This window comes from Flavobacterium psychrophilum, from assembly GCA_001708385.1.
GTDB classification, from domain to species: domain Bacteria; phylum Bacteroidota; class Bacteroidia; order Flavobacteriales; family Flavobacteriaceae; genus Flavobacterium; species Flavobacterium psychrophilum_A.
On the sequence record CP012388.1, the window covers coordinates 1862490 to 1878418 of the forward strand.

At 40.6% G+C, this 15929-nt stretch carries 16 protein-coding genes and 1 pseudogene; 14 read left to right on the forward strand and 3 right to left on the reverse strand.

All coding sequences use genetic code 11. The features are described 5' to 3' along the window. Positions 1-140: 140 nt before the first annotated feature. Together ALW18_08210 and ALW18_08215 are read right to left on the reverse strand one after the other, a co-directional pair. On the reverse strand, positions 141-824 hold the full coding sequence (locus ALW18_08210) for a hypothetical protein (GenBank protein ID AOE52492.1): 684 nt from the start codon (positions 822-824) through the stop codon (positions 141-143). Positions 825-1191: 367 nt separating this feature from the next. Then, on the reverse strand, positions 1192-4215 hold the full coding sequence (locus ALW18_08215; protein ID AOE52493.1) for a leucyl-tRNA synthetase: 3024 nt from the start codon (positions 4213-4215) through the stop codon (positions 1192-1194). Between the two features lie 224 nt (positions 4216-4439). Between ALW18_08215 and ALW18_08220 the strand changes: the two genes are divergently transcribed. The 10 genes and pseudogenes from ALW18_08220 to ALW18_08265 all read left to right on the forward strand — a co-directional run bounded on the left by ALW18_08220 (position 4440) and on the right by ALW18_08265 (position 10114). Further along, entirely contained in the window at positions 4440-5312 is an 873-nt protein-coding gene (locus ALW18_08220) for a cell division protein FtsX (protein AOE52494.1), read from the forward strand. Between the two features lie 105 nt (positions 5313-5417). Further along, a pseudogene (locus ALW18_08225) lies at positions 5418-5642 on the forward strand (hypothetical protein). Between the two features lie 91 nt (positions 5643-5733). Next, entirely contained in the window at positions 5734-6543 is an 810-nt protein-coding gene (locus ALW18_08230) for a UDP-diphosphatase (GenBank protein ID AOE52495.1), read from the forward strand. A gap of 4 nt (positions 6544-6547) precedes the next feature. Then, entirely contained in the window at positions 6548-7249 is a 702-nt protein-coding gene (locus ALW18_08235; protein ID AOE54354.1) for a pseudouridine synthase, read from the forward strand. Then, positions 7227-7823, forward strand: a complete 597-nt coding sequence (locus tag ALW18_08240) for a hypothetical protein (GenBank protein ID AOE52496.1) — start codon at positions 7227-7229, stop codon at positions 7821-7823. Before ALW18_08235 ends, ALW18_08240 begins: the two co-directional genes overlap by 23 nt. Position 7824: 1 nt before the next feature. Continuing rightward, positions 7825-8457 carry a hypothetical protein gene (locus tag ALW18_08245; GenBank protein AOE52497.1) on the forward strand — a complete coding sequence of 211 codons (633 nt, stop codon included), beginning with the start codon at positions 7825-7827 and terminating at the stop codon, positions 8455-8457. A gap of 16 nt (positions 8458-8473) precedes the next feature. Beyond that, positions 8474-8761, forward strand: a complete 288-nt coding sequence (locus ALW18_08250) for a hypothetical protein (protein ID AOE52498.1) — start codon at positions 8474-8476, stop codon at positions 8759-8761. Then, positions 8758-9267 carry a hypothetical protein gene (locus ALW18_08255; GenBank protein ID AOE52499.1) on the forward strand — a complete coding sequence of 170 codons (510 nt, stop codon included), beginning with the start codon at positions 8758-8760 and terminating at the stop codon, positions 9265-9267. The genes ALW18_08250 and ALW18_08255 overlap by 4 nt, the downstream gene beginning before the upstream one ends. After that, the gene (locus ALW18_08260; protein ID AOE52500.1) at positions 9264-9674 is read left to right on the forward strand and encodes a hypothetical protein; all 411 of its coding nucleotides are present in this window, start codon (positions 9264-9266) and stop codon (positions 9672-9674) included. Before ALW18_08255 ends, ALW18_08260 begins: the two co-directional genes overlap by 4 nt. 164 nt (positions 9675-9838) lie before the next feature. After that, complete coding sequence (locus ALW18_08265) at positions 9839-10114, forward strand: hypothetical protein (GenBank protein ID AOE52501.1); 276 nt, start codon at positions 9839-9841, stop codon at positions 10112-10114. Positions 10115-10396: 282 nt separating this feature from the next. Here the strand turns inward: ALW18_08265 and ALW18_08270 are convergent, their stop codons facing one another. After that, a complete protein-coding gene (locus tag ALW18_08270; protein ID AOE52502.1) occupies positions 10397-11014 on the reverse strand; it encodes a thioredoxin in 618 nt (205 codons plus the stop codon). A 98-nt stretch (positions 11015-11112) separates the two neighbouring features. Here ALW18_08270 and ALW18_08275 point away from each other — a divergent pair, with 98 nt between their 5' ends. From ALW18_08275 to ALW18_08290, 4 genes are all read left to right on the forward strand, one after another. Further along, complete coding sequence (locus ALW18_08275; GenBank protein AOE52503.1) at positions 11113-11907, forward strand: patatin; 795 nt, start codon at positions 11113-11115, stop codon at positions 11905-11907. A gap of 92 nt (positions 11908-11999) precedes the next feature. Further along, entirely contained in the window at positions 12000-12707 is a 708-nt protein-coding gene (gene pyrH, locus ALW18_08280) for a uridylate kinase (GenBank protein ID AOE52504.1), read from the forward strand. A 22-nt stretch (positions 12708-12729) separates the two neighbouring features. Continuing rightward, complete coding sequence (locus ALW18_08285; protein ID AOE52505.1) at positions 12730-13290, forward strand: ribosome-recycling factor; 561 nt, start codon at positions 12730-12732, stop codon at positions 13288-13290. A gap of 91 nt (positions 13291-13381) precedes the next feature. Continuing rightward, positions 13382-15877, forward strand: a complete 2496-nt coding sequence (locus ALW18_08290) for a hypothetical protein (GenBank protein AOE52506.1) — start codon at positions 13382-13384, stop codon at positions 15875-15877. Positions 15878-15929: the final 52 nt, after the last annotated feature.

The following is a 15929-nucleotide window of genomic DNA, read 5'->3' on the forward strand; positions in this document are numbered from 1 at the left end:
ATATGGATTGGTTTCCCGCAAAGTTATAATTACCGATGTTAACACTTTACCAGTATTTCTAAAATTCGCTGTTAAATTTAAGAACCAAAAATGCCAGCTTTTTAAAGCTGGCATTTTTATAACATTGCTGACTGAATCTACTAGTTTAAGATCAACGACATTTTTGCGTAAAAACGTCCTTGCCCGTTTTCTTTTACGCTGTTATCTACTTCGGCAAATTCCGATTTCCATTTACCGCTTACAACAGCCCACTCATAACCGGTATTAAATTTTAATGCCCAGTCTGTATTTCGAAGCAGGCCAATTGCTATTGATGGCCCAACAAAAAGCTGTTGATTATTAAGGCTGATAACGCCCGGGTTAGCAGATGGGTCGAGGTCATTAAGATCTATCCTGCTGCCACGGTTATACAGGTTAAAACTGTTGAACATATACGAAACATCGGCACCCGCAGTAAGCGCAAAACGTTTGCTTTTTGTAATTACATAGTGAGGACGGAATTTTAATCCTGTATTAATGGTCTTAATCCTGGCGGTACTTGTTTTTTCGTCCATGTAATTGGTAGCCCACTCTAAATCGAAAGTAAACTTTTCATACAGAACGTTGAAGCCAAGAGAACTCTCAAAAGCTGCCCCACCAATTTCGGGCATTCCTGCTGCTTTTAGCTTGTCATTAATTTTGTAGCCGTCGTTTACCGCAGCACCAAACCCTACGTAAAAATAGGACTCATGACTCTTTCCTGAAGTTATTGTGTCGTTTTCCTGTGCAGTTACTACCGCGTTTAGCCCGAAAAAGGCAAGTAAAGTAAGTGTGATTTTTTTCATGATTGTGTAGATTAATTGATTGAAAAACTGAAACCAAAGAGCGTGCCAAAAATTTCTTATAAAACCAATACAAAACCTTTAAAGTAAAGACCTTACACCGTTGCGGCTATTGTTTCATGCCGCAAATTTAAACGGAAAAAACGTATAAAAATTGTACAATTGGGACAGGTGGATATTTTTATTAAAAAATATAAATAGGTGAGGAAATAATCACTTGGTAAGCTCCGGAGGAGCGATATATTTATGGAACATAAAAGCGTAACGAAAAGAGCTCCGAAGGGGCGACATATACTATGCCGCTCCTCCGGAGCTCAATATAAATTAATCTTATGCGCTATAAATATGCTGCCCCTCTGGGGTTAAGCCTTTACATTACAATATTAATAATCCTGCCCGGTACAACGATAACCTTTTTAGGGGCACCGCCGTTAAGCTGCTGCGCTGTACGCTCATCAGCAAGGATTACTTTCTCAATGTCCGCAGCACTCATATCCATTGGCAGCTCTATCATAAAACGGGTCTTACCGTTAAAAGATACCGGATATTCCTTACTGCTTTCTACCAGATATTCAGGATTGAAAAGCGGGAACGGAACACGCGATACACTACCCTGGTGACCCAGCCTGTGCCAAAGCTCTTCCGCAATATGCGGCGCATACGGAGAAATAAGTACAGCTAGTGGTTCAAGTATAGTGCGCTCATGGCAATTCATAGCTGTAAGCTCGTTAACCGCTATCATAAACGAACTGACAGATGTATTGAACGAGAAATTTTCTATATCTTCCTGAACCTTTTTAATGGTTTTGTGCAGCGTTTTGTAGGCTTCTTTGCTTCCCGGGTTAGCGGTAACAATAAGTCCGTTATCATCAAAATACAATTTCCAAAGCTTTTTAAGGAACCCGGATACCCCCGTAATACCGGCAGTATTCCACGGTTTTGCCTGCTCTAACGGCCCAAGGAACATTTCGTAAAGGCGAAGTGTATCGGCACCATATTGCTCGCAGATATCATCCGGTGTTACCACATTGTATTTGGACTTCGACATTTTTTCAACTTCGCGGCTAACAGTAAATTTATCGTTATCTTCTAACAAGAAAATAGCGTTTTGATAATCTGACCTCCAGTTTTTAAATGCGTCAATATCCATTTCATCCGATGCGTTTACAAACGATACATCGACGTGAATATTGGTAAATATCTTTTTAGCTTCTGCTATATCTTCTGCCGATGCATATTGCGAAAGTATATCTTCAACCTGCTTACGGTAAGCCGGTGTAGCCTCATCTCTCTCAGCATAATATTTTTTAGAGGATATAAATATTGGAGGAACGTTTTTGTTTATTTCACCCTCAAAGTTTATACGTACTGCAAAAGCACTCATCCCCAGTATCATTCCTTGGTTGATAAGCTTTTTAAACGGCTCATCCTGGTTGATATGACCTCTGTCTTTAAGGAATTTATTCCAAAAACGGCTGTATAATAGGTGACCTGTAGCGTGTTCGCTACCACCAATATAAAGGTCAACATTCTGCCAGTAGGCTTCTGCTTTTTCACTTACAAATGCATCGCTGTTGTGTGGGTCCATATAACGCAGCCAGTACCATGAGCTACCCGCCCAGCCTGGCATTGTATTTAGTTCTAATGGAAACACGGTAACCTCATCTATAAGGTCGTTAGCAACCACTTTACTCTCAAGAGTGCTCCAAGCCCACTCTTTCGAGTTACCTAATGGTGGCTGTCCGTCTTCGGTAGGTAAATATTTTTCTACATCCGGCAAACGCACAGGCAGGTGTTCTGTAGCGATCATATTCGGCGTACCATTTACGTAATATACCGGAAACGGCTCTCCCCAATACCTTTGGCGGCTGAATACAGCATCTCGAAGGCGGTAATTGGTCTTGCCCCTGCCCTGTTTTAAATCTTCAAGCGATTCAATAGCTTTTTTAGTCGCCTCCTTATACCCCATTCCGTTAAGGAAATCAGAGTTTTGAAGTTTTACATTATCCTTAGATGCAAATGCCTCTTCCGAAAGATCGGCACCATCAAATATGTTTTTTATCTCGATACCAAAATGCTTCGCAAAGTCAAAATCACGCTGATCGCCCGCAGGTACAGCCATAACGGCACCTGTACCATAGCCCGCTAATACGTAATCGCCTATCCAAACCGGAATTGGCTCTTTAGTAAAAGGATGCTCTGCATAGGCTCCCGTAAACACACCCGATATGGTTTTAACATCGGCCATACGCTCGCGCTCACTACGCTTAGATGTTGCTTCAACATAGGCATCAACCAATGGTTTTTGCTGTGCTGTTGTAATTTTAGAAACAAGGTCATGCTCAGGCGCAAGTGTCATGAACGTAACGCCAAATATTGTATCAGGGCGTGTAGTAAATACTTCAATCGTATGTCCTTTTTCCTCTTCGCCAACTTCGCTGAAGATATCATCAAGAAAAGCCCTTACGCCTAAACCTTTTTCGGTATCCTTTGCATCTTCTGCCTCTTCAGGAGTAAGCACTTTAAATGTAACGCTTGCCCCAACCGATTTACCTATCCAGTTTCTCTGGCTTTCTTTAAGCGATTCTGTCCAGTCGATAGATTCAAGTCCGTGTAATAACCTTTCGGCATACGCCGAAATACGCATGCTCCACTGGGTCATCTTTTTACGGATAACCGGGTAGCCTCCCCTTTCTGAAACTCCGTTGATGATCTCATCGTTGGCAAGAACAGTACCCAATGCCGGGCACCAGTTAACTTCTGTTTCAGCCAGGTAGGTAAGCCTGTATTTTAAAAGTATTTTTTGCTGTTCGGCTTCGCTGTAGGCTTTCCAGTCTTCGGCGGTAAATCCCGCAATATTGTCGTCGCTTACTGCATTTATGTTAGCGTTACCTGTTGCTTCAAACTTAGCCACAAGCGTGCTAATATCTTCTGCCTTATCGGTATCGTTATTGTACCATGAGTTGTACAACTGGATAAATATCCACTGTGTCCATTTATAATATTCAGGGTTAGAAGTTCGCACTTCCCTGTCCCAGTCAAACGAAAAACCTATCCTGTCAAGCTGTCCGCGGTAGCGTGCAATATTATCTTCGGTAGTAACGGCAGGGTGCTGCCCTGTTTGTATGGCATACTGTTCTGCCGGAAGGCCAAAACTGTCATACCCCTGAGGGTGAAGCACATTAAACCCCTGGTGACGCTTGTAGCGCGCATAAATATCAGATGCTATATAGCCGAGCGGGTGACCCACATGCAGCCCCGCCCCCGATGGGTACGGAAACATATCAAGTACATAGTACTTTGGTTTATCCGATATATCTTCTGCACTAAAAGTGCCGTTCTCTGCCCAGTATTTCTGCCATCTGGCCTCTACTTCGTTAGGGTTGTATCTCATCGCTGTAATTAAGTTCTTTATCGTAGGTTCTAAGTTACTTAGTCCCTGAGTTGCTTAGGCTTACCACCCGAATCTGAGAAAACCTCAGAAACTAAGCACCTAAGTACCTCAGCTCCTCAAAGGAAAGCAAATTTACGTTTATTGTACGAAAGTCAAAACTTTGACTGTTATAAACTACGCATAAACAAAATACTTTATTTATTTTTACGCCTAAAAACTAATCTATGGCTCCATCTTTTGAAAAGTTCCAGAAAAGAAGGCTTATTTCTTCTTATTTTTCTGTTATCCTTTGCATCTTTATTGTGCTTACCCTATTGGGCGCACTGGGGCTGTTTGTAATCAACACCGAAAAAATATCCAGCCATGTTAAGGAAAACATTCCTATGACGGTATATTTTAAAAGGGAAGCTACAGACAGCGTTAAGCAAGCATTTGGCACTCAGCTTACCAACTCAGCGTACATCAAGGACAGTAAATATGTTTCTAAAGAAGATGCCGCTAAAAACAACCCCGACATTGTAGGCGACCACGAAACCCTGCTGGACTACAACCCTCTTTTAGATTCTTACGATATTCGTATTAAAGGCGAATATGTATCGCCAAAAAAAATAAAGGAAATTGAGGTTGAACTACGCTCTAACCCTTTTGTGGGCGATGTTAGCTACGACAGCGCGCTGGTTGAACTTGCCAACGAGAACATAAAAAAAATCACGTACTGGATACTTATCATAAGCGGTGTACTTGTATTTGTATCTATGCTTTTAATAAATAGTTCGCTTAGGCTGTCTATTTACAACCACCGTTTTACCATCAAAACCATGCAGATGGTTGGTGCTACCAAATCATTTATACGCAGGCCGTTTGTATGGAGAGGCATTAAGCTGGGTATTATTGGTTCGGCACTTGCTATGGCTGCCCTTGTATGGCTGGTATATTACCTGGACGGTGCTTTCCCTGTACTAAACATCTGGGAAGACTGGATGCCAACTGCTATTGTGCTTTCGGGCGTACTGGTTTTCGGTATCCTTATAAGCATTATAAGTACCTTCTTTGCTACACAGCGTTTCCTTAACTTAAGGACAGACGATCTTTACTAGGCAACAAGAGGTAAGATTTTAGATAACAGAAGATAGATAATAGATTTAAGACAGAAGTTGCGGTACGATTGGCAGCTTTAAACCTTAACCTTAAACAAAAAAACGATGAGATCGGATAACGAAATAAAAACACATTTCCTTTTTGAAAAGGTAAACTACAAGATATTACTTATTGGCATTGCTGTTATTGCCCTTGGTTTCATACTAATGTCGGGCGGAGGCAGCGATGACCCTAACGTATTTAGTGAAGATATTTTTAACTGGAGAAGGATAAGGCTTGCTCCTACCGTGGTGCTTATTGGTTTCGGAATTACCATTTATGCCATACTTAAAAATCCGGCACCGGCTGTAAACCCTACAGGCGAAATTTTCCCCGAAGAAAAACCAATTAAGAATTTTACCAACAAAAAGAACTAAATAAATGGATTTTATCCAAAGCATTTTCCTTGCCATTATAGAAGGGCTAACCGAGTATTTGCCTATATCGTCTACCGCACACATGATCTTCGCCAGTTCTTATTACGGCATTCAGGAAGACGATTTTGTAAAACTATTCCAGGTATCTATACAATTTGGTGCCATACTTGCAGTAGTCGCTTTGTACTGGAGAAAATTCTTAGATTTCAGTAAATTCAGCTTTTATGTAAAACTAGCCTGCGCAGTAGTTCCCGCACTTTTATTGGGCTATTTATTTGATGATTTAATAGACGATGCATTAGGAAATCCTATTCCGATTGCTATTGTACTGATAGTCGGAGGATTCGTTTTATTATTCATTGACAGGTTCTTTAAAAACCCCGAAGTATATACCGAAGAACAGATAACCCTTAAAAAAGCGATAACTATCGGCTTTTGGCAATGCCTTGCCATGATGCCTGGTACCAGCCGTGCAGCAGCCTCTATTATTGGTGGTATGCAGCAAAAGCTTACCCGCGAAAATGCTGCCGAGTTCTCTTTCTTCCTTGCTGTACCTACTATGGCTGCGGTTACGGTATATTCGGTTTTTGTAAAGACCTACCACCAAACCGGACTTAAAGGCTACGAATTACTTATGCAGAGCAACGATAATATTAAGATGTTCCTAGTGGGCAACGTTATTGCTTTTGTAGTAGCTATTGTTGCCATTAAAGGCTTTATAGGTGTTATTAAAAAATACGGTTTTAAGCCGTGGGGATATTACAGAATAGTAGTTGGCGCACTGCTATTGGCTTATTTTTCAATCAACAAATAATTTTATTTTGACGGCACCCGAAGATTTCCAGGAAGGAAAAGTTTTACTGATAGACAAGCCATTGCACTGGAGTTCTTTTCAGGCAGTGAATAAAGTAAAATGGGCTCTTAAGAAACATCTGGGGCTTAAAAAAATAAAAGTAGGCCACGCCGGAACATTAGATCCCCTGGCAACCGGACTATTGATTGTCTGCACCGGAAAATTTACCAAACGCATTATGGAACTTCAGGGCATGCCCAAAGAGTATACAGGTACTTTTATGCTGGGCGGCACTACCCCATCATACGACCTGGAGACCGAAGTAAATATTACTTACCCTACCGAACATATTACCGAAACACTGGTGCACGACACCGTAAATCAGTTTATGGGCGAAATAGACCAGCAGCCACCTGTATTTTCGGCTATTAAAAAAGATGGCAAAAGGCTGTACGAACACGCCCGCGCCGGAGAAGAAGTTGAAATTGCTTTCCGCAAAACTACCATATACGAATTTGAAATTACCCGCATTGCCCTACCCGAAGTTGACTTTAGGGTGGTATGCAGCAAAGGTACTTATATACGATCGCTGGCAAACGATTTTGGTAAAGCATTAAATTCGGGCGCACACCTTACCGTATTACGCCGTACCAAAATTGGCGAATTTTCTGTTGAAGGTGCTATATCTCCACAAGACTTTGAAGATGAAGTTACGCCAACTGCATAAACTACTAATCGCAGTACTTTTAGCGGGGTTTTACGGCCATGCCCAAACCGTATTTGTAACCCGTGAAATTGAAGATACTAAAGAACTAAAAGGACTTTTTAGTGAAGTCGGAGCGTTTTCTAATTTCTCATTTTCTGCGCCCTTCAGAGCAAATCCTGCCTATGGCACGAACGACCCTTATAACGAAGGCAATGGCACCTGGTTTATACCCGACGGTATTAACATTCAGGGCGGCTTTGGAGTTCACGCTACCAAAATTATAGCTTTAAGCATTAACAGCGGCATCGACGGACTTATTAGCCCGAAGCTTGTGGCAGTTCCCGTATATGCTTCAATTATTATTAATCCACACCTTAACGAAGATACTTCCCTGTTCTTTCAGGCCGGCGTAGGCCATAGCTTTGCATTGGGGCGCGGCGACCTTTCCGGATTATACCAAAAATACCGCTTTGGTGTTGGCGATACCGAAGGCATTGGCTTTTTTATAGAAGCCAACTATTATGGATTTGGGCTATATGACATTAAACAGATAAGCTCCCTTAACCTGGGAATCTGCATATTTAATTTTAACTGATATGAAAAAACTAACCCTGCTTTTATGCTTCTGCATTATGAGCGCTTTTGCTCAGGACAGGCAGCCTGTAAAAATAAAACTTAAAGATGGCGACCTGCTTTTTCAGGATCTGGACTGCGGTCCGCTTTGCGATGCCATAGAAGCTGTAACCCAAGGCTACAAAGGGAAAGACTTTAGCCATATGGGTATGGTAGTGCACCGCAATGATTCTATTTTCATTATAGAAGCAGCCGGCAGTGCCGTACGTCTTACGCCGTTAGAAAAATTCTCTAAGAATAGTAAAAAGCAAATGCTTATAGGCCGGTTAAAGAAGAAATACCAGCCGCTTATTCCACAAGCTATTTCTTTCTCATTACGACAGGTTGGTGTTCCGTACGATCAGGAGTATATATACGATAATGGCAATTATTATTGTTCGGAACTGATATACGATGCATTTAAATCGGCCAACCATAAAAAACCATTCTTTGAGCTTTTCCCTATGACCTACAAACAACCGGGAACCAACGAGTTTTTCCCTGCATGGGTAGACTACTATAAAAATATTGGCAAAGATATACCCGAAGGCAAGCCGGGCTGTAACCCGGGTGGTATGTCAACTTCAGACAAGATTGATATTATCGGGGCGTTGTAAGTTTGGTTGATGGTTGATGAAATTAACAATTGGTAATATGTTTGAAAAGGTATTGGCTTATGACACATATAGCAATTCTCCCCTGCAAATTGCAAGCATTACTATACTGGAATCTATCTTCCACGGAAGAAGCATTCACAATCTTGTTATAGACAACTATTATTTTAAAGGATTTAGTGGTACATACGACGGAAAAACAAATTACACGCTCCATTCTACCTTTGAATGCAACTGCTTTAACTTTGAATTTCTATTATCATACGACAACTGGAATTTTATATCTCCGAAAATAGTAAAGAATTGAAAAAATTCAATCTTGAAGACACCGTTGAAGAGAATGAAATGCTTTCAATATTTAAAAGAGTTCTTATTAACAACATTAACCAACTTACATTGAAACAGATATCAAGCAAAATCGAGCCATTCGTCAGAAAAACTTTAAGTATTGCTGCACTTACAATAGCATTGATTCTTACCTATTTAATTATCTTTCAAAGAAAAGAAAATTCACCCCCAATCGCCGCTGTAGTATTTTTACTAATCATGGCCGCATTAGTTTATTTTAGAAAAAGTGAAGTTGTCTATATTGATAAAAATGACTTTGTCGTAAGAGGTAAGAAAATTTTAATAAAAGATGTAATTTCAATCACCAAAAAGCCTTTATTGCATCGATATGATGTTCAGTATTATGACGATGAAGGTGCCATTAAAAATTTCACCTTCCAAGTGGATTCCTTTTTGTTCTTTTCGCATGAATACATGAGAAAGTTGCAGTTGTTGGTTGAGAAGAATAGGAATAAGAGCGTATGAAAGAAATATCCAGTAACTCTACATATACCACAAAGTACTTACTTCCGTTAATTTTAGCAGTAGCTGCAATTATTCTTATTGGCTATATGATTTTTAGCAACCATAATATTAAGGACTTTACCGCACCTGTTGTTATCCTTTTATTAGCAGCCTTTGTTTGGTTTGTAAAATATAGAAAACTTGAAGTTGTTTACATTGACAAGAACGACCTTATAGTTAGAAATAAGAAGATACTAATTGAAGATATAATTTCAATGAAAAGAATTCCCCCAAATTACATTTATACTGTAAAGTACCGTGAAGGAAACGAAATAAAGAGTTTCCGCTTCGTAATCGACTCGATGTTTCTTCGTACTCCTGAATACATGAAAAAACTTGAGGTATTGGTTAAGGAGAATAATAAGTAAGATATTCTTCGCTCCAATGTGTTTCGTTCAGACTGACACTCGGCGCGTCATTGCGAGGCACGAAGCAATCTGAAAGAGATTTCTCCATTCCATTCGATCGAAATGAACAGTGTTTCTAATCGTATAAATATCAACAATACATTTATCCAAATTAATAAAACATCATGTTAAAAAGCGACGAGTTCAAATTGAAAGGAAATTGGGTAATCGTGAATGATGAAATTTTAGAAGATGAAGTTACTAGTAGAATTAAATTTTTAACAAACAACCACCTCTTAAAATTAGGAACATCACATGATGGGTGGTGCACTTTGTATCAGGATCCAAAAGACAGTCGCTTATGGGAACTTGTTTATGAAAAAAGTGAATTACAAGGAGGAGGCTCACCGTCTTTATTAAACATAAGCGAAGAAGTGGCACAGAGAAAATATATGTATTAGAAATTCGTGAGATTCCTCAATTCAGCTGCCCTGTATCGGAATGACACAGCGGCTCGGCATTGCGAGGCAGGAAGCAATCTAAAAGAGAGATTGCCTCGCTCCGTTTCACTCCGCTCGCAATGACAGAACGTATTAACTGTGAATTATAGCTAAAATCCGCGTCAATCTGCCCATATCCGCGTCATCCGCGTTCCAATAAACATAAACCCCCAACCAAAGTCAGGGGCAATTATATTGAAGTGGATATATCCGGCAACCAACAACCGTTAACCGGCTTCCATATTACATATTCTCAGAGTTCTCCAATAGCAATGTTATTTCTTCCATAGTGCTGTGTCCCTTATCGTGAAGGTACCATTTTTGAAGTGCGGTTTTAGCCTCTTCGTTAATAACACCATGAGCCGCTTTAAAGTCGGTTATCAGCTTAGCAGCATCGTGAGGGCGCGGCCCCCAGCTACCGCGGGCAGTAAGCGATTCTTTTTCTACTAATACTAATTTTGGGATAGAACGTGCACCGTTGGTAAGGTAATCGTTCATTAGTTCGTCGTTCTCATCACGAAGTACGATCTTAAGCTCTAAGGCACTTGTTTCTTCGGCTATTTTATTAATAACCGGAACAATCTGTGCAGCATCGCCACACCATCCTTCAGAGATTACTAACAATATATGCTCCTTTTTAAGCTTACCCAGTTTATGTTTTACTTCATCGGGTACTATGATCGTCTTATCAAGACGGTTCATACGTACCTCGTTAAGGGTTGTATAATGGTGCAGGTCTTCGCTTTGTGTGTTGCCTGTAGACAGTCCTTTTTCAAGAAGGTCTGTTATATGGCTCCTGTACTGATTGTATGAAAAGCTGTTTTTTAAGCTGTTTTCAATTAAAGATGTCGTCACATTCATATCCGTCAATTTTTAGCAAAATTAATCTAACTTTTAATATATCAAAAAAAACGCCATTCAACAAAAAACTGTAATTTAGTCAGTAAATAATCAAACCAATGAAAATTGACGGTGGTACTATAGGCCTTGTACTTTCGGGCGGGGGCTCTAAAGGCATAGCACATGCAGGTGTTTTAAAATATTTTGATGAGATTGGCTTACAGCCTTCGCACATTGCAGGAACCAGTTCGGGTGCCATTGTGTCGTCATTATACGCTTGGGGAAAACAACCCGAGGAAATACTTGAATTTTTTAAATCGATATATTTTTTCCACTGGAAGCACTTTACCTTCCGTAAGGCCGGGTTTATAGATTCTGAAGCCTTCCGCGATTATTTTTCATCGGTATTTAAAGATGCTACCCTCGGCGATATGCCGTACAAGATGCACCTTACTGCGACCGATCTGGTATCGGGCAAGCTGAAAATTTTTGGCGCAGAAACCAAAGTAGCCGATGCCGTACTGGCTTCGTCGGCATTTCCGGGGATTATCTCTCCGTATGAAATTGACGGAAGGCTGTACAGCGATGGCGGAATTATCAACCACTTTCCTACCGATATACTACAGGGGCGCTGCGATAACCTGATTGGAATTTATGTGAGTCCGATCCAGAAAATCGACGCGGGCGACCTGCGTACTATACGTTCGGTAACCACACGTGCGTACGATTTACTTTCTGCTAATACTAACATGCAGAAGTTTACGCTGTGTGACTGGGTTATTGCGCCCGATGAACTGGCTTTATACAGTACTTTCGAGACAAATAAGAACAAAATGGATGAGATATTCCAGATTGGATATGAGGCGGCTAAAAAATCGTACGAGGAACTTATCCCTGTAGAACACCATCCCTGACACGGCTCTGTTAAAATGGTTGTAATGAGCTGTAAATTTGTATTTCTCGAAAAACATTTATTACTATATTTGCACCATTCTAAATTTACCCTATGAAATACAAAAGAATCCTGTTAAAGCTGAGTGGCGAAGCTCTTATGGGCGACAGGCAATATGGCATTGATCCTAAAAGACTTGCCGAATATGCAGCGGAAATCAAGCAAATACACGATAAAGGTGTAGAAATAGCTATTGTTATTGGCGGAGGCAACATTTTTAGGGGTGTAGCAGGAGCCAGCAATGGTATGGACAGGGTTCAGGGAGATTATATGGGAATGCTTGCTACCGTTATTAACGGTATGGCTTTACAAGGCGCCCTGGAAGATGCCGGTATGCCAACACGACTGCAAACTGCTCTTAAAATTGAGGCTATTGCCGAACCATACATTAAAAGAAGGGCTGTACGCCATCTTGAGAAAAGAAGGATAGTAATATTTGGTGCCGGTACAGGTAACCCCTATTTTACTACCGATACAGCTGCCGTACTTAGGGGTGTAGAAGTACATGCCGATGTTATTCTTAAAGGTACACGTGTAGATGGTATTTATACTGCCGATCCGGAGAAAGACCCTACGGCTGTAAAATACGACACGCTTACTTTTAACGATGTACTGCAAAAAGGCCTTAATGTGATGGATACTACTGCCTTTACACTAAGCCAGGAAAACGAACTGCCAATTATTGTTTTTGATATGAACAAAGAAGGCAACCTGGTAAGAATTTGCGAAGGCGAACTTATAGGAACCACTGTAAACGTTTAATTTTTTAGCATAAAATTACACCATGGAAGAAATTGATTTCATTTTAGATAGTGCAAAAGAATCAATGGACGGGTCTATTGCCCACCTTGAAAAAGAATTTCTTAATATCCGTGCCGGAAAGGCAACACCTGCTATGCTTGGCGGTGTATTTGTAGACTACTACGGTTCTGCAACACCACTTTCTCAGGTTGCAAACATCAACGTTCCCGATGCAAGGACAATTACCATCCAGCCGTGGGAAAAAAGCATGCTGCAGCCAATTGAAAAAGCGATCATGATCGCTAATCTTGGTTTTAACCCAATGAACAATGGTGATAATATAATCATCAGTGTACCTGCCCTTACAGAAGAGCGTAGGAGAGATTTGGCAAAACAGGCAAAAGCCGAAGCTGAAGACGCTAAGATTGGCGTACGAAATGTTCGTAAAGATGCTAACACAGATATCAAAAAGCTGGAAAAAGACGGTGTATCTGAAGATGCCTGCAAAGGTGCTGAAGAAAGCGTTCAGGAACTGACAAATAGCTACATCAAGAAAATTGACGAACTGCTAGTTGTTAAGGAAGCTGAGATAATGAAAGTATAATTGAATCCGCCCACTGTGGCGGATTTTTTTATAATACACTATCTTTGCAGTAACAAAATCAAGCTTCTATCGTTTAGCTATAAAGTCTTCAATGAGAATCCTTACGTTTTTGCTTTTCTTTATTACCACGATTTGCGGGGCACAATCTGCCATTACCGGCATTGTGAAAGACAGCGGAACGGAGCAGACACTACCCTTTGCAACCGTTTATACCCAAAATGGTAAAAGTATTATTGCCGATATGGATGGCAAGTTTGTTATTGAACATGCCACACTTCACGAAATTTTTACGGTAGCCTACATCGGTTACGAAAAACGGTCTTTTAAAATTACACCCGGGAGAATATTTTACTCTGTTGCACTGGAACCAAAACCCGAACAGCTTAACGAACTGGTTATAGAAGGTGAAAATCCTGTACTTGGCATTATAAAACGTGCCATTCGCGGAAAAATAATAAACGACCCTCAGCAAAAACTAAGCAGCTTTAGCTATAAGACTTACGAGCGCCTTATTGTTACCGCCAACCCCGACTCTATTGCCGGAACACTCGACTCTATTTACAAATATGAAAAAGCAGGACGCATCTTTAAAAAGATAGATTCTACCGAATATAAATTCAAAAAACTTATAGAAAAAAGACACCTGTACCAAACCGAAAAGGTATCGGAGTACTTGTACAACCGAGAGCAGGGACTTAAACAAAATGTACTCGCCACCCGCATGGCAGGCTTTAAACAGCCTTTATATGAATTTATAGGACTTAAATTACAGTCGTATTCGGTTTACACGGATAATATCGATCTGATGGAAACGAAATACGCAGGCCCGTTAGCTTCTGATGCATTAAAAGAATACAATTACAAAATACTTGACACTGTATCTATAGACAACCGTGACGTATATATGATTCACTTTTTCCCTAAAAACAGAAAAAAGAAGAAAAAGCTGGAAGGTGTTGTATACATAGACACTAAAAATTACGGCATGGCGAAAGCCGTATTCAGGGTCAACAACGTACTTGACATTACCTCTACCCACTTTTTTAGCTATGAGAAAGAGAAAGGCCTTTGGTTCCCCGACAGGAAAACACTTAGAATCACAAAAGGAACGGGGAAATCTGATATTAAAATCTTAGGTGAAACCATAAAGTTCGATGAACAAAGCACGGGCAAACGCAAACGCGACACAGAACCGTCTGACCTTGTATACGTATATATGGAAGCAGGTAATTTCGACAAGAAATTTGATATTCCGGTTACTATCAGGCGTGCGGCTGTTGCCATAGACATTACCAAAGATGCTATTAACAGGCCTGAGAGCTACTGGCAGAACTTTCGCCCGGAAACACTTGACAACCGAAGCATAACCACATATAGCGCAATGGATAGCCTTGTTACCAAAGAAAACTGGGAGCAGATTATCATTAAAGGAAAAAAGATCATAAACGGTTATTATCCGGCGGGCCCTATTGATATTGACCTGCAAAGGATTATCCGTTATAATAACTATGAAGGCTTTAGGCTGGGTGCCGGTTTTATTACCAACAATAAATTTGCCGAAACCTTCAGGATCAGCGGTTATGGTGCTTACGGTACGAAAGACGGTATGTTTAAATATGGTATGGGTGCCGCGGTGCGACTTGGCAATTTCTCTAATTCATGGATAGGTGTATCGTATGCCGATGACATTACAGAGATTGCGAGTACTTCTTTTGCCACCGATAAAAAGACATTCAAAATATACGACCCACGACTTATTAACCTTTTGACGTTTTACAACCATCAAACGTATCAGGCGTATATAGAAACAAAGCTACTGCCAAAAACATCGAGTGTATGGCAGCTGACCCGCAGCCGTATCGATCCTAAATTTGGTTATGTTTACATACCGGACGATCAGCCTGTCACGCTGTTTAACCTTACAACCGCAACCGTAGCCATACAATGGAATCCGTTTAGCGACTATATGCAGACGCCTGAGGGAAGAATAGAGTCGGAGAAGCGTTTCCCTAAGTTTGCTTTTCAGTACACACAATCCTTATCCAATATCCTTGATAGCGACTTTACCTTCAGTAAGCTTGATGTCAGGGCAGAATACGAAAAGAAATACCTTAACGGACAAAAGTCATCGGCACTGGTACAAACCGGTGTAGCTGTTGGTGATACTCCATTAACACATCTTTACAGTACATCGCCCAACAACCTTAATAAAGATGGTGTACTGGCACGTGTTACGTTTGCAGGCAAGAACAGTTTTGAGACGATGTATTTTAATGAATTCTTCTCAAGTCAGTATATTATGGGGCAGGTAAAACATGCCTTCAGGAAATTTACTATTTCGGGTAAATTTAAAATGGCCCCTGTTTTAGTTACACGTGCAGCATGGGGTAACATGCACGATAAGAGTCAGCATTTGGGTATTGAATACAACACCCTCGAAAAAGGTTATTACGAAAGTGGTGTAGAGCTTAATGAAATTTTCAGCATCGTAGGCATATCTGCATTTTACCGTTACGGGCCGTATAACCTACCCCAGTTTGATAAGAACATTTCACTTAAACTGTCGTTTGTGTTGAACTTGTTTTAGAAGACTACATTACCTCTCTGAGAAGAATTGATACCTTATTAAACCTTAGGGT